A 24,461-nucleotide genomic window follows, 5' to 3' on the forward strand; every position below is an offset into this window, starting at 1 on the left:
CCCTACCGCTTTATATTACTTCATTTTGCCGTTAAAAAGGTAAAGTTTCAAGTGCCTGTTTGCATTAACATTATTGGTAGCTATATTACTGTTTTTCTGGACTTTTATGTCTTGAAATCGGATAAAAAATATCTTACCAAAAAGTCATTGTTCGCATTTTAAACACATGTCAGGCTAAAGCGCTTATTTTATCAACATAATTTTTCCTTCAAACCCTATTTACGCATAGCAAAGCGTTGCTTATATATAGGTAACAATAAAAAGAACACCAAAATTCTCTTTGCATTTGGCTTTTATTTAAGTTGAATCAATTTTCACGCTAGGCTTGCTGTAATTATTGGTTTAGAATCGCCAACATCAAATACGACAAATAATGATAATGCCATGTCCAAGCCTTTAAATGTTAACCAAGACGAAATAGCTAAATTTGAACAAGTTGCCAGCCAATGGTGGGAGCTTGACGGTGACTTCAAGCCATTGCATCAAATAAACCCTTTACGTCGACAATTTATTTGCCAGCACGTTGGCGATATTTTCGATAAAGAGATTATCGATGTCGGTTGTGGCGGTGGCATTTTAGCCGAGAGCCTTGCACAACTTGGCGCCAAGGTTACTGGTATCGATATGGGACAAGAACCATTAAACGTAGCAAAGCTACATGCACTAGAAGCAGGCATTGAGGTTAATTACCAAAAAATTACCGCTGAAGAGCAAGCACAACACCATCCGCAGCAATATGATGTGGTTACCTGTATGGAAATGTTGGAGCATGTGCCAGATCCTGCCTCTATTATTCAAGCTTGTGCGCAGATGGTTAAACCGGGCGGCTACGTATTCTTTTCAACGTTGAATAAATCATTAAAAGCTTACCTATTAGCGATAGTGGCTGCTGAAAAAATATTTAAACTTGTGCCAGACGGCACCCATGATCATAAAAGTTTTATTCGCCCTTCCACCCTTATTTCATGGGCAGAGTCAGTTGATTTAAAATGTATTGATGCCGCTGGCATTCACTACAACCCATTGACAGAAAATCATAAATTAACCACTTCATTGGATGTTAATTATATCCTCTGCTGTAAACGTATTTAAGCACCTTAACTAAGTACTACTGTCGCGCCGAAATAAGCTAAAAGTGTATCGGCGCCTTTTCCATTAAAAAACACTAATTCAATAGAGCTCAATAATGCCAATTTATAATAATTCAGCAAATCCCATTGCCGCGGTACTTTTCGATTTAGATGGCACATTATTAGATACCGCTGATGATTTAGGCGCGGCGTTAAATCATGTCTTGGCAAAATATGGAAAACCAGCAATTGCCGCTGAAGCTTACCGACCAATCGCCTCAGACGGTGCATTAGGATTATTGAATCTAGGTTTTGGTGAAGGGATTAAGCAATATGACTATGAACACTTACGTCAGCAATTTTTAGATTATTACGAGAACAATATCGCCACGCATACCTGCCTTTACCCAGGTGTTGCACAGTTATTGCAGCAGCTAGAAAGTAATAATATCCCTTGGGGCATTATTACTAATAAACCTGAAGGTTTAACAGAGAAATTGCTGCCTCATTATGCTGAATTTGCCAACTGTGCAGTAATGGTCGGTGGCGATACCCTAGCAAAACGTAAGCCTGATCCTGAGCCTATATTGCATGCTTGTCAGCAAATTAAGGTTAACAACCAACAGTGTTTTTATGTCGGTGACGCTCTACGTGATATTCAAGCGGGTAATAGTGCCTTAATGAAAACCTTTATTGCCAAATGGGGCTATATTCTGGCTGATGAAAATTATCAGGCATGGCAAGCAGATCATATTATTAGCACGCCAACCGATTTACTGGCTTTTATAAAATAGTACAAATACCGTCAAAAAATAGAGCCGTTATTGGTTAATAAAATGATGCCATTAAACGCTAATAATAGCGGCCAATTAAGTAGCCGCTAATTTTGTTAACGTAAATTTAACTTCTATCGGTAAAAAACTTGCTAAATAGAGTAACTCTACTGTAGCAGCGATCCTAAGTTGATCTTTAAATGACGATAAAATAATCACTCGTCAATTCGATCGGTCGAGAATTAAACTAAAAACATAAACAATTGAATTATAATGATTATATTTTTTATATACCCTTTAGTCATATAAAGCCTAAAAATTAACTTAAAATAATTTAGCGTGAAAAAAAAAATAAAAATAAGCGTTGCGTTTTAGAAAAATCAAAATTAAAAAGCGCTACTAAGTTAGTTGTTACTAACAGAACTTTTACTCTAAAAAAATCAACTAAAATTCAACAATTTTTATCGCTTGCATTGTCATGAAAACCTCACTATCTTGTGATTAGTTTTTTAAAAACCCCAAGATATAGTGCATTTTTCATTCAGTCGCCTATTGGCTGACATACGATTTTTCTCGTATGGATGACATTTTGCGGTTATTAACAATATAAACACCTATTTTAGGTGATTAAAACAATAAATAGATTTACAGGTCTTTCATGAATAACAACCTTTTTGTTACAAAGCGCAATGGCTCAAAAGAACCCATCGACTTAGAAAAAATCCATCAAGTAATTGCTTGGGCTGCTGAAGGCCTAGACAATGTCTCGGTATCTCAAGTTGAACTGAAATCTCATATTCAGTTTTATGATGGCATTAAAACCGCTGACATTCATGAAACCATTATTAAATCTGCTGCAGATTTAATTTCAGAAGAAACACCAGATTATCAATACTTATCTGCACGACTAGCTATTTTCCATCTGCGCAAAAAGGCTTATGGCCAATTTGAGCCACCTAAGCTTTATCCACATGTAGTGAATTTAGTTGAAGCCGGTAAATACGATCAACATTTGTTAAGCGATTACACGGTTGAAGAATTTGAAGCCATGGAAAGCTTTCTAGATCACCGACGTGATTTAGACTTTAGTTACGCGGCAGTAAAACAGTTAGAAGGTAAATACCTTGTACAAAACCGTGTAACCGGTGAAATTTATGAAAGCGCCCAATTCTTATATATTTTGGTGGCCGCGTGCTTATTCGCTAAATATCCAAAAGAAACACGTTTAGACTATGTGAAAGGTTTTTATAACGCTATTTCAACCTTCAAGCTTTCTCTGCCAACACCAATTATGGCCGGTGTACGTACACCAACACGTCAATTCTCTTCTTGTGTACTCATTGAATGTGGTGACAGCTTAGATTCAATTAATGCGACATCAAGCTCAATTGTTAAATATGTTTCGCAACGTGCAGGTATTGGTATCAATGCCGGTCGTATTCGCGCATTAGGCAGCACAATTCGTAACGGTGAAGCATTCCATACCGGTTGTATTCCATTTTATAAACTCTTTCAAACCGCAGTTAAAAGTTGTTCACAAGGTGGCGTTCGTGGTGGTGCAGCTACTCTATTCTACCCACTTTGGCATTTAGAAGTTGAAAGCTTATTAGTACTTAAAAATAACCGTGGTGTTGAAGAGAACCGTGTTCGTCACTTAGATTACGGCGTACAATTTAACAAATTAATGTACCAACGCCTGATCAAAGGTGAATCTATCACTTTGTTTAGCCCAAGCGACGTACCGGGTTTATACGACGCATTCTTTGAAGATCAAGACAAGTTTGAAGAACTTTACGTTAAATACGAAGCCGATGATTCTATTCGTAAAAAACGTATTAAGGCTATTGAACTATTTACTTTGTTTGCACAAGAGCGTGCCAGTACTGGCCGTATTTACTTACAAAACGTTGATCACTGTAATACTCACTCGCCATTTGAGCCAACGGTTGCTCCCATTCGCCAAAGTAACTTGTGTTTGGAAATTGCCTTACCAACTAAGCCGATGGAAGATGTCAATGATCCGACCGGTGAAATTGCCTTATGTACACTGTCAGCCTTTAACTTAGGGGCTATCGATAGCCTAGATGAATTAGACGGCTTAGCTGATTTAGCGGTACGTGCCTTAGACAGCTTATTAGATTATCAAGACTACCCAGTACCGGCAGCATACACTGCCACCATGGGACGTCGTACGCTAGGTATAGGGGTTATTAACTACGCTTACTACTTAGCGAAAAATGGCGTGTTCTATTCAAACGGCAGTGCCAACAACTTAACGCATAGAACTTTTGAAGCGATTCAATATTATTTATTAAAAGCGTCAAACCAGTTAGCTATTGAACAAGGTGCTTGTCCTAAATTTAATGAAACACGTTTATCTCAAGGTATTTTACCTATCGATACCTATAAAAAAGAAATCGATAATATTACCGGTGAACAACTACATTTAGATTGGGAATCACTACGCGCTAGCATTAAAGAACACGGCGTTAGAAACTCAACAGTATCAGCATTGATGCCGTCAGAAACATCATCACAAATTTCCAATGCAACAAACGGTATTGAGCCACCTCGTGGTTTGATCAGTATTAAAGCCAGTAAAGATGGTGTTTTGAAGCAAGTAGTACCTGAATATCAACGATTAAAAGATAATTACGAATTACTTTGGAACATTCCAAGTAATGAAGGTTACTTGCAATTAGTGGGTATAATGCAGAAATTTATTGATCAAACTATATCTGCCAATACCAACTACGACCCAGCACGTTTTGAAGGTGGCAAAGTACCGATTAAACAAGTACTAAAAGATATTTTAACAGCCTACAAATTAGGTGTTAAAACCATGTACTACCACAACACACGTGATGGTGCAGACGATAGCCAAGTTGAAGTAGAAGATGATGGCTGTGCAGGCGGCGCTTGTAAAATATAACGTCAGCAAAGAGGAAAACAGCTAGTTTTCCTCTTTTTTTGCATCATGTTACAAACATAAAAAATTATAACAATTAGCTCAATAACCACTAAGTAATGAAATATTGCCAACAATCGCAGTATTTCTAGGAGATATAAATGTCGTACACTACGTTTAACCAAACACCTAACAACGCTTTGTTAGAGCCAATGTTTTTGGGAAACAGTGTTAATGTTGCACGATACGATCAACAACGTTTTGTTGCCTTTGAAAAATTGATTGAAAAGCAGTTATCTTTCTTTTGGCGTCCAGAAGAAATTGATGTCTCAAAAGACCGTGCCGATTGGCAGAGCTTAACTGCATCTGAAAAGCATATTTTCATTTCTAATTTGAAATACCAAACCCTACTCGACTCAATGGCAGCCCGCTCTGTTAACGCGGTATTATTGCCATTAGTATCATTACCAGAAGTTGAAACTTGGGTTGAAACTTGGGCCTTTAGTGAAACCATTCACTCGCGTTCATACACCCATATTTTGCGTAATTTATTTACCGACCCAAGTGAAGTATTTGACGATATCATGGTGAACCCAGCGATATTAAAACGTGCTTCAAGCATCGCAAAATATTTTGACGCCGTTATTATCACCACGCAACTGTTACAATCTCAAGGCCCTGGTAGCTACGAAGTCGATGGTGAAACCATTGAAGTGAGTGAGCGTAAATTAAAAGAGCGTTTATTTTTAGCTATATGTTCTGTTAATGCTTTAGAAGCTATTCGTTTCTATGTCAGTTTCGCCTGTTCATTTGCTTTTGCTGAACGTGAATTATTAGAAGGTAATGCAAAAATCATCAAGCTAATTGCTCGTGATGAAGCACTACACTTAACGGGCACCCAACATATTTTAAATAATTGGATGTCAGGTAAAGACGATCCAGAAATGCAAGAAATCGCCACCGAGTTACGTGAAGAAGGTAAGCAAATCTTTATGGACGTTGTTGACCAAGAAAAAGAATGGGCACAATACTTATTTAAAGACGGCTCAATGATCGGACTTAACGCACAAATTTTAAATCAATACATTGAATACATTAGTAATCAACGTTTAACAGCTATTGGTTTTGAAGCACCGTTTGATATTAAGAGTAATCCATTACCTTGGATGAATGCATACCTTGTTAGCGATAACGTGCAAGTTGCACCGCAAGAAACTGAAATTTCTAGCTATCTTGTCGGTCAGGTAGATTCTTCAGTATCCAGTGATGACTTTGACGACTTCGATTTATAATCGTTTATCAAACATATGATTATTAGCCTATCTACATTTATCGGATAATTTATTATGTCGAAAAGTGTGGATAGCGCTAATAAAACAACACCAGATTTAGCCAAGAAAGAAAAACCCGTCATTAAAATCTCAGTTGCCAACCAAGAAATTATCTACTTAGATTCTCATCGTAACTTATTAGAATGCTTAGAATCATCAAACGTAGAAGTACACTACCACTGCCGTGATGGTTTTTGTGGTGCTTGTCGCGTAGCACTGAAAAGTGGTGAAATAAACTACCCACAAGGTGAGCCATTAGCCTTTGTTGGTGACGACGAAATTTTGCCTTGTTGCTGTATTCCAACCACAGATATTAGTATCGAAGTCGAATAATATTCAGCCAAATTAACTAGAGATATCGACCCTGGCATTAATTTTCCAGTGTTTTATTTTCATCTTCCTTTTTTCTTGCACAATGCTTGACCATTTTTTGCAAATAACATTGTTAAGCTTGCTATACATTCAATGTCACTAGCAGGAACAATTGATGAAAACTCAATCAAAGATAATATTCACCGCACTATTATTCTCTCTACTAAATCCAGTTCAAGCGAAGGAAAGTCAAGAATATAGCCAAAAATTAAAACCTCGTCCGTGTTTTTCATCATTAGATACTAATTCTGACGGTGTCATTAATTTTGAGGAATTCTCTGCTCACCAACTGCCCAGAGGCAAACACGAAACTGTATTTGCCAACTTTGATAGTGATGATAATGGTGAGATCAGCCAGCAAGAATTTAAGGATCACAAACCACCACAGAGAAAATCACGCAAGGATAGCCAAAATGATTAAGACCATAGACTCTGGCATAGTAATGCCACCAATGCCCTACGCTGAACAAATTTTAACGCCAGAGCAGCAATCACTTATTTCAGATACTTTATCAACCTTTGACGCTGATAATTTATCTGAAGCTGATGCACTCAGCATCGTTGATACCTTATCCCAAGCCGGCATAAAACCAAGTGCAGCATTGGGAAAGGAGATGTCGAACTTAGGCTTTGATGCCAAACAAATCGGCGAACTTGCCAATACTTCTGAACCTAAAAAAAGCCCACCACCACGACAAAGCACAGAAGAAATAACTTCCATTGTTGATTATTTAACGCAATTGTTAGAAGAAAAGTTAGTCGCTAATAATAACAGCAGCCTAAGCGAAGAAGATAAACAAGCAATATTAACCAAAGTATTTGAAAAATATGAGCTGGAAGAAAGTAAGTCGAGCATCAACACTACTGCTTAACATAAGTAAATAAAACATCTAATACTCAATACTTTAAGAACAATACCACACATAGAAGGGACTTTTTATTGAACAAAGACAGTCCTTTTTATTACCATATTTTACCTACAATTTTCTATCCTTAATCATTCCTCAATATTTGCACATTGCTTGCACATTTACCTTTTAAGCTAACGGTATGTCACTTTGTCATATAGCTCTAAAGGAAACTTAACCATGAATGAAAAATTAGGCCATAGAATAAATTACGCCTCTGTCTTACTCAGCTTAGTTCTTGCTGGCTCACTTGCAGCCTGTGGCGGTAGTGGTGGCAGTGAGACAAGCACTGATAATAGTGACGACAGTAGCGCTACCACAAATACCTCTCCGACAGTTGACGCTGGCACGGATCAATCAGTCGATGAGGAAGCCGACGTAAACTTGTCGGGTGTAGCCAGTGATGATGACGGTACAATAGCAAGCTATCAATGGTTGCAGAGCAGTGGCACATCCGTTGCGATTAATAACGACACCTCAGCAAATGCAAGTTTTACCGCACCATCTCTAAATACGAATGAAACCTTAACATTTACCCTAACGGTTACCGATAACGACGGCGCCACTGCTAGCGATAGCGTCGATATCTTAGTGAGTAATACCACCAGTGGCAATAGTACACCAACGGCTAATGCTGGAGCAGATCAAGCAATATTTGTTGGCAGCACGGTAACCTTAAACGGCGAGCAAAGTAACGATGCTGACAACGATCCTCTTAACTATTCTTGGAGCTTATCAACACTGCCAACAGGCAGTACAGCAACATTATCTAGTGAGTCTGAGGTTAATCCAACTTTTATCGCCGATATTGCCGGTAGCTATGTCGTAAGCTTGATTGTTGATGACGGCATTATAAATAGCAATGCAGACAGCGTAGAAATTATCGCGTCAGCAGTGGCTGCGGGTTCAACAGATGGGGTTTTATGTGATTACAATTATAGTGCATACAACGACTCCCCTTCCGTTGCTTATACCAGCACAGTGCAATGGAGTTGTTCAGGTGAAACACGTGCACTAAGTGCTAATGGTATTCCCGATCACGAGGTGGGTACATTCCCAAACACAAACAACCCCAATACTATTTCAGAGCAAACCGTCGCTGACAACTTTACATTACTGCCGGAAGAATCAACTACCGCAACTATGCTAGGAGGTCCTAGAGGCGCAACAGGTTATGTGCTAAATGGCGTGAAAATTGATGCCGATACGGCTGGAAGTTGTGACGATTCAGGCAATGACTGTAGCTTAGCGGGTAATAGTGGTAATTGGAGTATCGAAGCCTTGGGACAAACTAGCTTTAACTTTGGCACTGACGATAACAATGCCCATGTGCAACCGGGCGGCGCTTATCATTATCATGGTATGCCAGAAGGATTTATCACCAAACAAGGTGGCAGTACTACAACAATGACCATTATCGGTTGGGCTGCAGACGGTTTTCCGATTTATGCTCGTTACGGATATAGCATCGCCAGTGATGCTAGCTCGGAAATTAAATTAATTACCGGCAGCTATCAATTGGTTAGCACAGTTAGTAGCTCCCGCCCTTCTACTGACATATACCCTTTAGGTACTTTTTCTCAAGATTGGGAATACGTTGCTGGCTCTGGAGATTTAGATGAATGTAACGGACGTGTTGGTGTCACACCTGAATTTCCGGACGGCATATATCATTATTACGCTACCGATAGTTACCCATTTTTTCAGCGTTGTGTAAAAGGTGAATTATAAGCAAAGTCAGATAACGAGTAATTACGAATGAAAAATACTGGAGTTAAGAAATGAGTTGTAAATACAAAATGACGGTCACAACCTTAGTTGTCTTATTGAACTTGCTATTTGCTCAGCAATCCATTGCTCATATTATGGTCGCTCAACATGGCACATTAAATATTGCAGAAGATGGTGTATATATGGTGCTATCTCTGCCCGTATCAGCATTTTCAGGCATAGACGACGATAACGATGGCAAACTTTCGCAAACCGAATTTAGTCGCCATCGTCCAGCTATTGCTAAGAGTGTATTAACCAATGTCCTGTTAATTGATAACAATGAAAACTTAAGTCTACACGGCTTAATGCTGTCACCGGTAACGCCACATCATTCACCAAAATCGCCGGCGTCACAAATTATTGTTATGGGGCGATTCACTTTAGCCGAGCTCAAAAGTGCATTGCAGTACAAAATTAATTTGTTTGGTACAACACCGCCAGAGCAGTTGTTAGAAATAACGGCAACAAAAAAAGCTGACGGTAAAGAGCAAAAATTCACCCTTAGCGCTAAAAATCCACAAGCAAACATACTCATAAACTGATCAGAAAATTTGGCTAACGGTAGCGCCGACTCGTTAATTATCTCTTTATTGCCAAGGAAGGCGCCTTCTATAACATCTCCTTATACCAATACATCAGCTATTTTGCATATTCTTCCTAAATAGTGATGTTCACTTTACGTATGATGTCGGCAAACCCACCGACTTTTATACTTGTGATATTTTCATCAATAACAGCCACTGACGCTGTGATGCTTGATGGACAATTCATCGCCCGACCTTGCTCAAAAACGTATTCATGGCCTAACTCCGTGTGCTCAGTTAAAAAACTCGCTAAAGCACCGCAGGCACTGCCAGTAGCTGACTCTTCAGAAATCCCGACCAACGGGGCAAAATTACGACAACTTGCCGTGTATTCACTGCTTTCGTCACAAAGTTCAAAAACATGCAAACCAACAAGCTTATGTTGCTGACAAAATGCAGCTATAGCATCATCATTAGGCTCGATGATATCTAAATAACCGCTAGGTACCGCGACCATTAAATCCACTAATCCAGTCGACACCGCTTCAATGGGTAATCCGGTACTTTTTAGCACTTGGCTATCAAGTCCGATAATACCTGCAACCTCTTGATAGCAAAAAGAACCTAACTTTTCTGGCAGCTTCTGCTCCATGATCACAGTTCCGTCGGCATAGATCACGACAGGCAGTAGTCCGGCTTTAGTTCGCTGCACATAGCTGCCAGCATCTAGTATCCCTAAATGGTGCATGACAGAGAAGGTTGCTAATGTCGCGTGACCACAAAAGTCCACTTCGTTGGTTGTGGTAAAAAATGATACGGCGAAATCGGCGTCAACATCATGAGCGACGAATGCGGTTTCTGAGTAGCCTATGATTTGTGCTATTTTTAATTTTTGAACCGAGGTCAGTTCATCAGCGTTAAAAACAACGCCAGCAGGGTTGCCACCTTTACCACGAGTTGTAAACGAATTAACTAAAATGACTTCTATATTCATAAATAAGCCTATCGGTATTTTTGTTGCAGTTGAATGTCTTGGCGATACATTGGCGGTTATTCGACAATAACGTTGTTCAGCAAGTGCTTTATTTTATTTTCATCATATTGCAAAAATTGCGACAGCACCTGCCGACTATGTTCGCCAATATTCGGTGCAGCATGTTTATATTGCAGCGGTGTGTCAGAAAGATTAATTGGCGAAGCGACTGTTTTTATCAACTTGCCATTTTTATCCGGTACTTGCTTTACCATTTTACGGTGCTGAATTTGAGGATGATGAAAGACTTGTTCTAAGGTATTTACTGGCCCACAAGGTACTGCGATTGCTTCTAATGTATTCACCCAATAATGGGTATTATTATTCGCAATAATACTCGCTAAAATCGGTATTAATTGGGTTCGGTTTTCAACCCGCGCTTGATTAGTTTGAAAAAGAATATTACTTGCAAGTTCAGGGCAATTAGCAGCCTGACAAAACTTATTAAATTGCTGATCATTGCCAATCGCCAGAATTAAGCTACCGTCATTGGTGGCAAAGGTTTGATATGGCACTATGTTCGGATGACCATTACCTAAACGTGTTGGATTTTCATCTGTCGCCAAATAGTTCATCGCTTGGTTTGCCAGTGTGGCAACTTGCACATCAAGCAAGGCAATATCTATATGTTGCCCCTGCTCCGTATGTGTTCTCGCCATTAGCGCAGCCAAAATTGCATTAGCACTATATAACCCAGTCATCACATCTACAACCGCTACGCCGACTTTCATTGGCTCGCCGTCAGTATGACCGGTTAAGCTCATTAAACCGCCCTCTCCTTGGATCATCGCATCATAGCCAGCTTTATGGGCAAAAGGACCATTTTGACCAAAACCTGTAATTGAGCAGTACACCAATCTAGGGTTAATTGCTTTTACCTGCTGATAACTTAGGCCATATTTTTCAAGGCCACCTACTTTATAATTTTCGAGTAAAACATCAGCATTAGCGATCATATCTTTGATCACTTGTTGGCCGTCAGGTTTTGTTATATCAATAGCAATAGACTGCTTATTGCGATTGGCACTGTGGAAATAAGCGGCTTGTGCTGGCTGTTCATTTTCTGCAGGCTTAATAAATGGCGGGCCCCAATGGCGGGTATCATCACCTTTTTTCGGTCGCTCGACCTTTATCACTTCAGCGCCCATATCTGCCAACATTTGTGAAGCCCAAGGCCCAGCCAAAATTCGGCTTAAATCAACAACTTTAATACCTTTTAGCGCTTCAGACATTGACAAACCTTTGATTTTATATTGTATACCATATGAATAAAAATTATGATGCAACTGATTTATTTATGATAATTTATCGTTAACGAATAAAACAGCTTTAATCACGTCAAAGCGATTAATGTCAGCTACTGGTGATAAATAATTTTAAGACTTTACCAGTAGCAAAATGAAGGAGCCTATTTTGCACAATATTAACGATCCAGCATTAATTAAAACCGCCTCATATATCAACGGAAAATGGCATAGTAGTCAGGCAAAATTTGATGTCTACAACCCAGCAACGAATGAGATAATTACGCAGCTGCACGACGCTAATAGCGATGATACAACACTAGCGGTACAAGCGGCAAAAAAAGCGCTTAAATCTTGGTCGAGTATGCCTGCACACCAACGCGCTACATCGTTACGAAATTGGTTTAATCTCATGATGGAGCACCAAGATGACCTTGCCCGCATACTCACCCTTGAACAAGGTAAACCACTAGCAGAAGCAAAAGGTGAAATTGCTTATGGTGCAGGTTTTATTGAATGGTTTGCCGAAGAAGGTAAACGCGTGTATGGCGATACCATACCGAGTTTGTCATCAAATCAAAAAGTTATCGTCGTAAAACAAGCGGTTGGTGTTGTTGCCTCGATAACGCCTTGGAATTTTCCAAATGCCATGATCACCCGCAAAGCAGCTGCGGCTTTAGCTGCGGGTTGTACTTTTGTTGTGCGTCCTGCTACACAAACACCACTGTCGGCACTAGCAATAGCAGAATTAGCTGAAAGAGCCGGCATCCCCGCAGGTGTTTTTAACGTTATTATTGGTGAAGACGCGGCAGGCATAGGTCAAGTTCTTACCACTCATCCTGACATTGCTAAATTTACCTTTACCGGTTCAACCGCAGTCGGAAAAATTCTTATTAAACAGTGTGCCTCAACGGTTAAAAAAGTTTCAATGGAGCTAGGCGGAAATGCACCATTTATCGTTTTTAATGATGCAAATATTGATGAAGCAGTTAAAGGGGCAATAATTTCTAAATATAGAAACGCTGGCCAAACCTGTGTTTGTACCAATCGTATTTTCGTTCAAAAGGATGTGCTCGCTAGTTTCACGGAAAAATTTGTCGCCGCGGTTAATGATTTACAAGTTGGTAATGGCATTGATGCTCACAACCAAATAGGCCCAATGATTTCCAGCGCCGCGGTTGATGGAGTCGCGAAGCTGGTTAATGAATCCATAGCTCAAGGCGCGGTATTAGCCGCAGGTGGTGAACGCCATCACGCTGGCAGTCACTTTTTCCAACCCACAATATTAACGAACGTGACCACGGACATGCCAATCGCAAGCAATGAAATATTTGGCCCTGTCTCACCTATTATCTCATTTGATAATGAAGATGAGGCCATCAAAATGGCAAACGATACCGAATATGGCTTAGCCGCTTATTTTTATGCACGAGACATTGGCCGTGTTTGGCGAGTTGCCGAAGCACTTGAATATGGCATGGTAGGGATTAATGAAAGCATTATTTCAAATGTTGCCGCGCCCTTCGGTGGTGTAAAACAATCAGGTAGCGGCAGAGAGGGCTCAAAATATGGCTTAGATGATTACTTAGAAATTAAATACCTTTGCATGGGCGGCATCGCTAAGTAATCATCAAGATAGTTAATGTTAAGTAAATAATGACAGCCGTAGTCTTCGAATACTTTGGCTGTTAAACCTTATCGTTTCACTAAACCTGCATCTACACCTTAACCAACCAACTGACTTATCACTGTTACATTGTTGTGCAGGGTTTTATGCACTGGGCATTTATCTGCTATTGCCAAAAACCTCGCTTGCTGAGCCTGATCTAGTTCACCAACAAAACTAATTTTTCGGATAATGGCCTCAATGCCATGACTTTGGTTTTCGCATTGCTGGCAATCTTGTTGGTAGTCTCGACTATGGCTGAGCTCCACCTTTATGTGCTTAATTGGTAAGCTTTTTCGTACGGCGTACATGCGCAAGGTCATTGCGGTACAGGCTCCTAACCCGGCCAATAAATGTTCATAGGGATCTGGGCCCATATTGTTACCGCCAACATTGGTCGGTTCATCGGCAAGCCAATAGTGACTATTGGTACTTATATGTTGGGTAAATTTATGGTTTTTCTCTTCTACCAGCACATGACCTTTTGCGACATTAGATTGTTCATCCTTAGTATTTGCTAAGATATTATCATCCGCTTGAGCGTTAATATAACGCCCTGCCCATGCTGCAATAACATCAGCAGCATATTCCGCATCACGTTTATTAGTCAGCAAGTGATCGGCATCATCTAAACTCACAAAACTTTTCGGGTGTAAGGCTGCTTGATAAATTTTTTCTGCTTCAGTAATTTTTACCGTGCTATCTATCGGCGAGTGCATCACAAGCAATGCTTTTCTCAATTGACTTATGTGGCTGGTATCGTAGCGCTTTAAATCCTCCAAAAACTGCTTCTCAATGGTAAATACACGCCCTGCTAAGTTCACTTCAGCTTTACCGTATTGCTCAATTTCATCAAGATGAAGCGCAAAGTTATGCGCTACATGTGCGGCGTCAGCTGGTGCACCTATAGTGACTACCGCCATTGCCTCATCAACATGTTGTGCAACGCCAAGTACCGCTGCACCGCCTAAACTATGGCCTATTAACAATCGTGGTGCTTGATATTCTGTTCGAAGAAAGTCGGCGGCGGCAACCAAATCCTGGATATTGGAGGAAAAATTACTATTGGCAAAGTCACCATCACTATTCCCTAAACCAGTAAAATCAAATCTTAGAACCGCAATACCTTTACTTACCAAGGCTCGACTAATGCGCGACGCTGCAGCAATATCTTTTCCACAGGTAAAGCAGTGAGCAAACAAGGCATAAAACTTAACCTCTGATTCAGGCCGTTCCAGTAAGCCACTGAGCTTATTGTTACCACTGACAAATTCAACTTTCTCGCGCATAAATGTTCCTTACTAAACTATCAAGTCTACTAAGTGACCGAGAGCTGATAAGATAAATTTCCAAATGATACGGTAAATAAATTTTATACTTACTTTTTATTTGTTTTTGTATAAAATATACATATTAATTTTTAGGTACTTCTCAAGGATCAAATATGACCATAGGTGTTGGCGGCTCTACCGCAGAAATTGAACTAAGTAAATTAGTTGATATGACTCAAGATGTGCAAGCGATAACTGAAAGCGAATTTAAGCAGCGAATTGCTAAAGCACAAAAAATCATGGTTAAAAATGATATTGCGGCCACATATATCAATGCTGGAACTAACCTGTACTACTTTACTGGTACCCGTTGGTATGCAAGTGAACGTATGGTTGGCGCTATTATTCCTCAACAAGGTAAAATTAAGTATATTGCACCATTTTTTGAAGTGAATACCTTAAATCAATATATGAGTATTAAAGGTGAAGTAAAGGGCTGGCAAGAGCATGAAAGTCCATATCAATTATTTAAAGATACCCTAAATGAATATGGCATTGATTCTGGCAAAATCGCCATAGATGAATCAACCGCCTTTTTTATCGCTGATGGTATAAAAAGCGTTGCCGCTGAATTTGAGCTCATTGATGCAAAAAGTGTAACCGCTGGCTGTCGTGCAGAAAAATCGGATCATGAAATTGCGCTATTACAGCAAGCAAAAAATATGACCATGGCTGTGCATAAAGCTGTCGCCCGTATTTTACGTGTTGGAATTTCTACACAAGAAGTGACAAGTTTTATTGATCAAGCACACCGAAAAGTTGGCGCTACCGCAGGTTCATATTTTTGTATCGTACTTTTTGGCGAAGATTCGTCATACCCACACGGGGTTAAATCACCGAAAGTATTAGAAGAAAATGACATTGTCTTGATTGATACTGGTTGTCAGGTTGAAGGCTATAACTCTGATATAACCCGTACCTATGTCTTTGGTGAAGCGAATCAACGCCAGCGCGAGATGTGGTTAGTGGAAAAACTCGCTCAAAAAGCGGCTTTTGATGCCGCCAACATTGGTGTAGCTTGTGGTGATGTTGATGTTGCAGCAAGAGATTATTTGGCAAGCCAAGCTATGGGCCCAGATTATCAAACACCCGGTTGCCCGCACCGAACAGGTCACGGCATTGGCCTAGATATTCATGAATGGCCATACTTAGTGCGCAGCGACAGAACACCGCTAGCCAAAGGTATGTGTTTTTCAAATGAGCCTATGTTGGTATTGCCGAATGAATTCGGTGTCCGTTTAGAAGATCACTTCTACATGACCGACTCTGGCGCTAAATGGTTTACGGAGCCTTCTTATTCAATTGATGATCCCTTTGGTTATCAAAAGCTTTAAGTTAAATTTAAAATAATAAAAGTCAGGGTTTAACAGCATTTTTACTCTGACTTTTAAAAACTATTACAATTTTCATCATTAAATAGATTGGCGTATGACTCAGCTTTGGATAGAATCCCAACACTGTAATTTTTGATATTGAGCCTATGCACGCTATTTTAGAATATATTCCGTTAATAATTTTCTTTGTTTTTTATAAATTTGCCGATATTTATTGGGCAACAGGCTCATTGATTGTTGCGTCAGCCATTCAAATTTCATATTACTTAATAACAAAACAACCCGTACCGAAGCGCAATTTAGTATTCTTTGGTCTGATTGCCGTTTTTGGTGGTCTAACAATCTATTTACACGACGACACCTTTCTTAAGTGGAAAGTCACTATTATTCAAGCCTTTTTTGCCATCGCACTAATCGTTAGTCAAAAAATATTTAACAAAAACATAATTAAACAATTTTTAGGTGAAGCATTAACCTTACCTGAAGATATTTGGAATAAATTAAACCTTTCTTGGGCAATATTCTTCGCCACTTGCGGTCTACTGAATTGGTATATTGCCTTTAACTTTAGCTTGGAAACTTGGGTTAACTTTAAAGTATTCGGTTTAACCGCATTAACCTTTGTTTTTGCCATCGGCTCAGTTATGTCTTTATACAAATACATGCCTGATGATCCAGAAGAAGAGAAAAAGGAATAATGGGCTAAGGCTCAGTTAATCGTATTAATACAAGAACCCTATTGGAAATTGAATGTTTTATCTTATTTATAGTGAAGATGTAGAAAACAGCCTAGCGCTTCGTATGAGTGTACGTGAACACCATTTAGCACGCTTGCAAGACTTACAAGCACAGGGGCGTTTACTGATTGCCGGTCCATGCCCAGCAATTGATTCAGAAAATCCTGGTGATGCCGGCTTTACCGGTTCACTTATTGTCGCCGAATTTAGCAGCTTAACCGATGCGCAAAGTTGGGCGGATCAAGACCCATACATAGCGGCAGGTGTTTATAAAAATGTAACGGTTAAACCATACAAGAAAGTGCTTCCGGCCTAAACATAAACATCAATTTCAACAGACAAAAGAACCGTTATTTATAATGATTAAACCGACCCATATAAAATATTTTTTACCACTGTTTTTAATGCTTTCCAATACCGCATTAGCAAAAAACACCATTGAAATATGTGAAGAAGAAATGTCGACAACACCTGAGTTTTCAAGGTGTTTAGATGGTGTAAAAGCAAAAAAAGATCGTGAATTACAAACTTGGGTGAATAACCAATCATTTATCTTAGAAGAGTTATCAGCAACTACTGGCCGACGCGCCGCACTTAATATGTTTAAGCGCTCGCAACGTAACTTTATTAGTTATCGTGAAAACAACTGCCGCTGGCAATATTTGGCAGTTTCACCAGGTACAGGTGCCGCAGCAGCGTTTAAGAAATGTTATATCACCCTGACACAAGACCGTATCGAAGAGCTCACCAACCTTAACGAGTAAAGTTAATCCGTAAGTAAACCTCTTTATTCAGCGCTCAATAGGACTATTGACGCTGATAACGACTCACGGTGGCATCGATCCCTACGGCTATTAGTAATGCCACCGCCACAAGTTGCACGGCAATAGCAGCAAAGATATCAGGTGCCTTCATAATTGTCGCCATCAAGGAATCTTTATAATAAAAAAACCATTGATGATTCTCTGGAAATACCACGGTATGCAAATAGTAAAAAATGTCGGTAAAGCCCCAAATGCCCAAAACTGTCATGATCAAGATAACAAAAAACAGCAAGGAGATTAGCTTTTGCTTAAAGCGGGGAATTACCGTTATGGCGTTAATGGGCAATTTACCGCCATTGAATTGCTCAAACGACTGGTGCTTACGACAATAAAAAAGCATCAAAAACAGTAAAAAAAAGGCATTCCCCCACCAAAGTTGATTAACACTGGTAAGTAAATTTGCGACATCTTGTAAATGTTGTACTTCACTTTTAGTCAGTAGTTTTTGTGTTATGCCTTGTTGGTTTAAATACTCTATTTCACTCAAACCATTACCAGATTGATGAATCGCTAAAACTATTTCGGCAAATTTTCTTTCATGCAGGCTAGCATCATCAACGGGGAAATCAGCTTTCCCTTGACTATTTTTCGGTACATTTTTACGCACCACATGATTAATATCTAAAACCTGGTACCAAGTACTATAAAAGAAATTAGCAGACTTACTAATTTGCCAGCTGATACCTGAGCCAAAAATTAACAATGACAGTGAAAACACTAGCCATATAAGCTGACGTAGAAAAGCAATTTTTATCATCTTAGCCATTAAAACTCATATTCGATAGCGACACGTAGGATATGATCTTTACTATCGCCATTTAGGCCAGTAATAAAACCCGCTTCCCACTTAAGTTGTTTTTGCCCGTCAAACCGATGAATTCCCATAAACGCAGGGCCAATTCCGGTATAATCCTCACCGGTATAAATTTCTATGGCCGGCTGTACTTGTGGCAACCAGCGATAACGATATTGCAGACGAAACTCGGTTTCAAACTCATTTTTGATGTCGCTGCCACTTTCATAAATTAAAAAGGCATTTAACGCTAAGCTCGCCTTACCAAATTCCTTTTCAAACAACACACCTGTAGTGACTTCCCAAATATCAAGCTTATGCTCTTTTTCAACTTCAAATAACATGCCCCAATCGGCCCAATATTCACCTTGTTCAGTTATCATCCAGCGAGTTTCCACTTCGTAAGCTGACAGGCCAAAGTCGCCTGTGCCATCTCGCTCTCCGACGATATAGACTTCTACCATGACATTTTCAGCCAATGATTGCCCATAAGCTAAACGTTGTCCTAAGCTATTACCGGCATCATTTTGGTGTGATAATAAACGCCATTCAAATTCTCGTTCATTTGGCAGTACGTAGGGATGATAAACTTTATCGACAACCACGCCGTCAGCTAAAGCAAATTGGCTGGTTAGTAAGAAAATAAAGAGTAGCATTGTACTCAACAGAGCCAATGGCGCCGATACGATAGATTTACGGTAGCTCAAGACACCGCCTCCTGAATTCTTCTGTTATTTTTCTTCAACTGATAGCCTGAACGAATAAAAATTAATATAAAAGCGATTACAATCGCGGCAACATACAGCGATAGTTGCATCAACGTCGGTGTGGCGTCATAACCAAAAAACACCGTTAATAAGTACCCTATCTCAGAATTTTCTATGACAAGGTGATTTGAATCCCATAAAGCTTTACTATTGGTGAGTACGTCAATTTGCAACAATAAATTTGTTGCCTGCATCAGCAAGCCGGCACTAAAAAACACTAAAAGTGTTTCACTAATTAAACGATAGTAACGCTGAACAGCGTCCATTAAAAAGTAGAGGAGCACCGCAATACTGGTGCATATGCCAATGCCGAGCACAACACCTATTGATAATACATTTGAAGCATTATTTTGATGCCAAAAACCAGTAATATAAATAAGAAAATTAGCACCATTTAGCATCATAACAATAATAATGAATACCAAAGCACAATAACGAATAGTGGCAAGGGTAGCAGCAGACGAAGTAACTTTACTTGCCATCGACACTTGGCATAACAACAATAATGTTGTGCAATAACAAACAAGGTAAAGCGAGCCATAAAGCCATTCCCTGCCTGTATCGTCCAACGCATGAGAAATACTATCAATAGTGCTTAACAGCGCAAAGCTAAAGAGCAAACCTATAACAGCGGCTACATAACTCCAATGATGTTTAATGCCCTGCTTTTGTAACAGCGACAATAAGATAGCCATAGCAACAAACACTGGTAGTGCATCTCTTAAAAACAGGATCACGGTATTAATCAGCATAGATAACCTCAACATCGACAAGATTATTTTGATGGCTAGGGATTGTTGACTTTACCTCTTCCAATATGGGCTCTAGATGAGTTAATTTCGCGGAATCAGCTAAGCCATTTTCAGGTACCACGATAATGGCACCTTTAGCACTATTAGGATTAAATTCGCCAAAAAACTCATAGCGCCCCGAGGGCAAAGGACCAATAAATATAACGGATTTTTTTTCAGGAAAAATAACTTTTTCGCGGTTAAGGTCGAAACTATCAAACTCTTCAGGTGTTTGATCTCGATTATAGATAATCAATTTCACTTTGGTATTTTCAGGGATTTTAATTTCTGCAGGAAAAAACAAATGGTTTTTTAACTCAATTTGAAATTCAGGACGCTTGGCAATCGTTAAGAAAGACAGCAGTGCAAAAATTGCCGCCATAAGCGACTTAAAGAACGTTGGGTAACACCTAACCATGGGCATCACCAGCTTTTTCATTCACGTTGTCACTTGTTACTAGATTAATTTTCCGTCCAGCTTTTTGCTCCATTTGAAAAGTCACTTGAACACATAAGCCCAATAAGTCTGTTGACGCACTTAAGCTAATTTCGGCTTGGTGCAATTCGACAATATGTTTTACGATCGACAAACCTAAACCACAGCCAAACACTTTAGACTGATGGCTATCGCCGCCAACGCGATAAAAGCGGTCGAACACTCGTCTATACTCTGTCGGTGCAATGCCGGGGCCTGAATCTTCAACTCGTAATACAACCTGTTGACTTACTTGATAACATGAAACCTTAATTTGACCATTATTTGGCGTATATTTAGCCGCATTTCCTATCAGATTTTTCACTAGTATACCGATGGCGAACCTATTACCTGATAATTCTATCGGCTCACTTTCTAATGCAATTTCATGGCCTCGACTCGCGATGTCAGGATAGAGATCGCTGATCTCTTCTTGCAGTAAACTTTGCAAATTAAGCAGTTCACTTTCAGCTAAAATTTGTTCTGGGTTGGTTCGGTTTAACGTCAGTATTTGGTCAACAACATGCGCCATACGCTCAACACTTTGCTCTAGTTGTTGAAAAGATAATGTACTAACAGCTGAGCTGTTTTTCGATAAATTTTTCGCCTGGCTTGCCTGAAAATTTTGCTGTAAGTTATGAACATTTATTTTTAATACGCTTAACGGTGTTCTTAGCTCATGAGCGGCATCAGAGGCAAAGTGCTTCTCGCGCTCAAACGCTAATGATAAACGCATAAACAATTCATTTAAGGTCTCGGTAACTGGCACAAGCTCTTTAGTGGTACTGGCCTCTAATTGGCTAAGATCATGTGCCTTTTTATGCTTCAGTGACTTTGTCAAAAAAGTTAATGGCTTTAAGCCCTGTCGAACCGCTAGCGATATTATTAATGCCAAAAGAGGCATAACAAGTATGATCGGCGTAACGGCCGCCAATATAATGTCTTCTGCCAGATCAAACCTTTGCTTTATCGGTTGTGCAATAATAAACCATGATGCTTGCATAGGTTTATTGCCAAGTTGCATGGTATAAGTTCGCCAGCGCTTACCCAAAAAATTTGCTTCATTGTAACCTTCATTCAATGCATTTATTAACGGCAACGGAGCATTATCACTGCGAGATACCACCTGGTTTTCTACAACTAATTGATAAGAAAAATGCGCTGGCGCATTTTGCGCTATAACCCCTGCAGGTAATTCAACTGAGGTAATGACTTGCGCTAGGGAGCGTAATTCGTCGTCAAACAAGCTTTCTGCCTTATCCATACTGGTTTTATAACCTTGAATGGCAGAAACAAATATCACCAACGTAATAATTGATAACAGCATTAACACTAAATAACGACGAATAGACATTTTTGCTACCCTAACCTTTGCTTATGGTGTAACCAACGCCACGTACGGTTTGGATAAATTTATCGGGAAGTTTTTTACGCAAATTATGGACATGTACTTCAACGGCATTGCTAACCACTTCTTCACCCCAGTCATATAACCGCGACTCGATTTGTTCGCGCGATTGAATTCTACCGGCATTTTCCATTAAAGCCTTAAGTACCATGTACTCCTTTTTAGAACAGCTCAGTTCTTGCTCATTTAAAAATACTTTATGAGCAGCACTATCTAGCTTTACTTCGTTAATAGCAATAACAGCAGTATCAGCAGTACCTAAACGACGTTCGATAACTCGTAAGCGCGCCAAAAGTTCATTAATATCAAAAGGCTTAATTAAATAATCATCGGCGCCAAAGTCCAAGCCTTGCACACGCTGTTCTATGGTATCTCGAGCGGTCAAAATAATAACGGGGATATTTTTCTTATTCGCTCTTAACTTTTTCAAAACCGACAAGCCATCGATATCCGGCAAGCCCAGATCTAAAATAACCATATCGTGGTCAGGGATCGCTAAAGCCGTTAAAGCATCTTTGCCATTTTCAACATGATTCACCACAAAGCCCTCATGACGCAGAGATTGCTGTAGTGCTTGCGCAAGTGGTAAATCATCTTCAACCAGTAAAATTCTCATATTTTTGTATTATGGCCTATTAACAACAACTTCAATATATCAACTTGATTTTAAACTATATTGTAACAGCAATACCGAACAATATAGTTTAATATTTCCTGAGCTTAGTTTAACAATTAGCGACGGCTCTTTTTCGCTATTTTCTTTTCAACTTTTGCCAATAATACTTCAATTTCAGCTTGACGATGTTTGTCAGCCAATAAGCTATTTACCCTTAATGGTACTTGCTTCGCCACTAACAAATGCTTTTTAGCTTGATGATATTTACGTTCGTCAAAGAGAAACTCGCCGTAGAAAAAGTTTGAAATTTTGCCGTCAGGATTATTTTCTAAGCCTTTTTTCAATAAAATTTCTGCATCGTCATCGTCACCAAAAGCAATCGGCCAGCCAGGTACCTTGTGATAAAGCACACCTAAACTGGTATAAGCCGATCCCGCTAATGCACTAGGATCAAGTTTAATTGCTTTTTCAAAGTCTTTTTTTGCATCCTTGGCAAATGACAAGGCACCTAAACCACCACTCGCGCCGGCAAAACTCGATTTAATAATGCCACTCCATGCCCACGCTTTGGCTTGGTTGGGATATTCGCTGGTTACTTTTTGGGCTTGTTGGATAAGATTGATAAAAGCGTCTTCTTGTTTATCATCATTTAACTCAAAATTCACATGTGCCCAGCTATCACTTAATTGCTGAATGTCTTCATCAAGTGTTGTAGCTAATGTTGTACCACTACAGACAAAAAACAATATTGCTGTAAGCACTTTAAGCTTGCCTTGCATCGAAAATATTTTTCTTTTATTCGTCACTAAATTTTTCATCATTAACTCCACTATCATTAGATTCACTTTGTTACTTTATTTACTTTTTTCAGTGCATTTTTTACTCTTAGTCAAAATATTGCTTGATGAACTGATCAACTCCCTGCTCATAATGTTTGTTTGCTTTCGAATCAGTAAAACTGGCAAATTGTTTGATTTTCTCAAGCTTTTTCCGTAACGCGTAATCGACCAATTCAGGGATAAGACCATTGATTCGAACAAATAACTTTTCCGGCCAGCCCACGGTTGCTCTAGGTTTCTCTTTAATTAACTGTTGAATTAATACTGAGGCGACATCTTCTGGGGTGTCTACTTGATTACCTAAGGCGTAGTTCATTTCATTGGCCGCGTCACTATTGATTGTTGTTGCTGTCGCACGTGGTGCAAAGTAAAAAACCTGCTTTTTACTACCGGCTAACTCACGTTGTATCGACTCAGTAAAACCACGTAAACCAAATTTAGACGCACAATAACTGCTGTAACAAGGGAAACCAATACTGCCTAATGCCGAGCCAATATTAACGACATACTTTCCCGTACCGTTATCGTCATCACCCTGTGCTAAAAAGAATTGCGTTAGCATCATCGGCGCCAGCAAGTTAATATTTATTGCACCTTGTAATGCCTGTTCGGTAACATCTTCAAAGCATGAAAAGTCACTCACACCGGCGGCGTTGATTAAGACATTAGCCTGCAGTGCAGTCGCTTGAGTAATGATGTCAATTTTCCCTTGTTTGGTAATAATGTCGGCACTCAGGTAGTTGTGCTCTGTGCCAGTATCCATATAAAGCTGATGTTGTAATGCTTTAAGGTTCTCAATATTACGAGCCACTAATAGTAGTTTGGCCCCTTGCTGCGCCAATTGTTTTGCAATGGCGGCGCCAATTCCGCCAGTAGCACCGGTTATCACCACAGTAGATTGATCAATTTTCATTTTAATAACTCCAAATATTGTCAGGGAAATG

The 24,461-nt window shown here is 39.6% G+C and carries 24 protein-coding genes and 2 pseudogenes; 15 read left to right on the plus strand and 11 right to left on the minus strand.

From position 1 onward, the window contains the following. Window positions 1–384 precede the first annotated feature (384 nt). The 10 genes and pseudogenes from ubiG (at window position 385) to AC27JP_RS08690 (ending at window position 9,677) form a co-directional block, all read left to right on the plus strand. Window positions 385–1,092, plus strand: a complete 708-nt coding sequence (gene ubiG, locus AC27JP_RS08645) for a bifunctional 2-polyprenyl-6-hydroxyphenol methylase/3-demethylubiquinol 3-O-methyltransferase UbiG (RefSeq protein WP_487114054.1) — start codon at window positions 385–387, stop codon at window positions 1,090–1,092. A 94-nt stretch (window positions 1,093–1,186) separates the two neighbouring features. Next, the gene (locus AC27JP_RS08650) at window positions 1,187–1,864 is read left to right on the plus strand and encodes an HAD family hydrolase (RefSeq protein ID WP_487114056.1); all 678 of its coding nucleotides are present in this window, start codon (window positions 1,187–1,189) and stop codon (window positions 1,862–1,864) included. Window positions 1,865–2,501: 637 nt separating this feature from the next. Next, window positions 2,502–4,775, plus strand: coding sequence for a class 1a ribonucleoside-diphosphate reductase subunit alpha (gene nrdA / locus AC27JP_RS08655; protein WP_487114058.1), 2,274 nt, complete (start codon window positions 2,502–2,504; stop codon window positions 4,773–4,775). 137 nt (window positions 4,776–4,912) lie between these two features. Next, window positions 4,913–6,043 (plus strand): class Ia ribonucleoside-diphosphate reductase subunit beta, encoded by a 1,131-nt coding sequence (nrdB, locus tag AC27JP_RS08660; RefSeq protein ID WP_487114059.1) that lies wholly within the window; start codon window positions 4,913–4,915, stop codon window positions 6,041–6,043. Between the two features lie 54 nt (window positions 6,044–6,097). Beyond that, window positions 6,098–6,415 carry a class I ribonucleotide reductase maintenance protein YfaE gene (gene yfaE / locus AC27JP_RS08665; RefSeq protein ID WP_487114061.1) on the plus strand — a complete coding sequence of 106 codons (318 nt, stop codon included), beginning with the start codon at window positions 6,098–6,100 and terminating at the stop codon, window positions 6,413–6,415. 154 nt (window positions 6,416–6,569) lie between these two features. After that, window positions 6,570–6,875, plus strand: a complete 306-nt coding sequence (locus AC27JP_RS08670; protein WP_487114063.1) for an EF-hand domain-containing protein — start codon at window positions 6,570–6,572, stop codon at window positions 6,873–6,875. Then, window positions 6,868–7,326, plus strand: coding sequence for a hypothetical protein (locus AC27JP_RS08675; RefSeq protein ID WP_487114065.1), 459 nt, complete (start codon window positions 6,868–6,870; stop codon window positions 7,324–7,326). The genes AC27JP_RS08670 and AC27JP_RS08675 overlap by 8 nt, the downstream gene beginning before the upstream one ends. A 216-nt stretch (window positions 7,327–7,542) precedes the next feature. Beyond that, window positions 7,543–7,944 (plus strand): annotated as a pseudogene (locus tag AC27JP_RS08680) (PKD domain-containing protein); the annotation flags it as partial. Between the two features lie 9 nt (window positions 7,945–7,953). Further along, window positions 7,954–9,093 (plus strand): YHYH protein, encoded by a 1,140-nt coding sequence (locus tag AC27JP_RS08685; RefSeq protein WP_487114377.1) that lies wholly within the window; start codon window positions 7,954–7,956, stop codon window positions 9,091–9,093. 50 nt (window positions 9,094–9,143) lie between these two features. Then, a complete protein-coding gene (locus tag AC27JP_RS08690) occupies window positions 9,144–9,677 on the plus strand; it encodes a hypothetical protein (protein WP_487114067.1) in 534 nt (177 codons plus the stop codon). A gap of 115 nt (window positions 9,678–9,792) precedes the next feature. Here the strand turns inward: AC27JP_RS08690 and AC27JP_RS08695 are convergent, their stop codons facing one another. Together AC27JP_RS08695 and AC27JP_RS08700 are read right to left on the minus strand one after the other, a co-directional pair. Then, window positions 9,793–10,653: a PhzF family phenazine biosynthesis protein gene (locus tag AC27JP_RS08695; protein ID WP_487114069.1), complete on the minus strand. Its 861-nt coding sequence runs from the start codon at window positions 10,651–10,653 to the stop codon at window positions 9,793–9,795. Between the two features lie 56 nt (window positions 10,654–10,709). Further along, complete coding sequence (locus AC27JP_RS08700; RefSeq protein WP_487114071.1) at window positions 10,710–11,924, minus strand: CaiB/BaiF CoA transferase family protein; 1,215 nt, start codon at window positions 11,922–11,924, stop codon at window positions 10,710–10,712. Between the two features lie 181 nt (window positions 11,925–12,105). Here AC27JP_RS08700 and AC27JP_RS08705 point away from each other — a divergent pair, with 181 nt between their 5' ends. Continuing rightward, window positions 12,106–13,563 (plus strand): NAD-dependent succinate-semialdehyde dehydrogenase, encoded by a 1,458-nt coding sequence (locus AC27JP_RS08705; protein WP_487114073.1) that lies wholly within the window; start codon window positions 12,106–12,108, stop codon window positions 13,561–13,563. A 98-nt stretch (window positions 13,564–13,661) separates the two neighbouring features. On the opposite strand, the gene AC27JP_RS08710 is transcribed toward AC27JP_RS08705, so the two are convergent. Then, complete coding sequence (locus AC27JP_RS08710) at window positions 13,662–14,891, minus strand: bifunctional alpha/beta hydrolase/OsmC family protein (protein WP_487114075.1); 1,230 nt, start codon at window positions 14,889–14,891, stop codon at window positions 13,662–13,664. 155 nt (window positions 14,892–15,046) lie between these two features. On the opposite strand from AC27JP_RS08710, the gene AC27JP_RS08715 reads away from it, so the two are divergent. From AC27JP_RS08715 to AC27JP_RS08730, 4 genes are all read left to right on the plus strand, one after another. Further along, complete coding sequence (locus AC27JP_RS08715; protein WP_487114077.1) at window positions 15,047–16,267, plus strand: M24 family metallopeptidase; 1,221 nt, start codon at window positions 15,047–15,049, stop codon at window positions 16,265–16,267. Window positions 16,268–16,413: 146 nt separating this feature from the next. Then, on the plus strand, window positions 16,414–16,965 hold the full coding sequence (locus tag AC27JP_RS08720) for a septation protein A (RefSeq protein WP_487114079.1): 552 nt from the start codon (window positions 16,414–16,416) through the stop codon (window positions 16,963–16,965). A 52-nt stretch (window positions 16,966–17,017) separates the two neighbouring features. Further along, entirely contained in the window at window positions 17,018–17,320 is a 303-nt protein-coding gene (locus AC27JP_RS08725) for a YciI family protein (protein ID WP_487114081.1), read from the plus strand. A 43-nt stretch (window positions 17,321–17,363) separates the two neighbouring features. After that, window positions 17,364–17,768: a lysozyme inhibitor LprI family protein gene (locus AC27JP_RS08730; RefSeq protein ID WP_487114083.1), complete on the plus strand. Its 405-nt coding sequence runs from the start codon at window positions 17,364–17,366 to the stop codon at window positions 17,766–17,768. Window positions 17,769–17,811: 43 nt separating this feature from the next. On the opposite strand, the gene AC27JP_RS08735 is transcribed toward AC27JP_RS08730, so the two are convergent. From AC27JP_RS08735 to AC27JP_RS08770, 8 genes and pseudogenes are all read right to left on the minus strand, one after another. Beyond that, on the minus strand, window positions 17,812–18,594 hold the full coding sequence (locus AC27JP_RS08735; protein ID WP_487114085.1) for a lipoprotein intramolecular transacylase Lit: 783 nt from the start codon (window positions 18,592–18,594) through the stop codon (window positions 17,812–17,814). Further along, on the minus strand, window positions 18,594–19,277 hold the full coding sequence (locus tag AC27JP_RS08740) for a hypothetical protein (protein WP_487114379.1): 684 nt from the start codon (window positions 19,275–19,277) through the stop codon (window positions 18,594–18,596). The genes AC27JP_RS08735 and AC27JP_RS08740 overlap by 1 nt, the downstream gene beginning before the upstream one ends. A gap of 47 nt (window positions 19,278–19,324) precedes the next feature. Next, complete coding sequence (locus tag AC27JP_RS08745) at window positions 19,325–20,140, minus strand: FTR1 family protein (RefSeq protein ID WP_487114087.1); 816 nt, start codon at window positions 20,138–20,140, stop codon at window positions 19,325–19,327. 109 nt (window positions 20,141–20,249) lie between these two features. Next, window positions 20,250–20,561, minus strand: a pseudogene (locus AC27JP_RS08750) (cupredoxin domain-containing protein); the annotation flags it as partial. Between the two features lie 28 nt (window positions 20,562–20,589). Then, window positions 20,590–22,008 carry a sensor histidine kinase gene (locus AC27JP_RS08755; RefSeq protein ID WP_487114089.1) on the minus strand — a complete coding sequence of 473 codons (1,419 nt, stop codon included), beginning with the start codon at window positions 22,006–22,008 and terminating at the stop codon, window positions 20,590–20,592. 10 nt (window positions 22,009–22,018) lie between these two features. Next, window positions 22,019–22,678 (minus strand): response regulator, encoded by a 660-nt coding sequence (locus tag AC27JP_RS08760; RefSeq protein WP_487114091.1) that lies wholly within the window; start codon window positions 22,676–22,678, stop codon window positions 22,019–22,021. A gap of 116 nt (window positions 22,679–22,794) precedes the next feature. Further along, a complete protein-coding gene (locus AC27JP_RS08765) occupies window positions 22,795–23,514 on the minus strand; it encodes a tetratricopeptide repeat protein (RefSeq protein WP_487114093.1) in 720 nt (239 codons plus the stop codon). 49 nt (window positions 23,515–23,563) lie between these two features. Next, window positions 23,564–24,430, minus strand: coding sequence for an SDR family oxidoreductase (locus tag AC27JP_RS08770; protein ID WP_487114095.1), 867 nt, complete (start codon window positions 24,428–24,430; stop codon window positions 23,564–23,566). Window positions 24,431–24,461 lie beyond the last annotated feature (31 nt).

The sequence above is a fragment of the Colwellia sp. SU-HH01172 genome, from assembly GCF_057553355.1.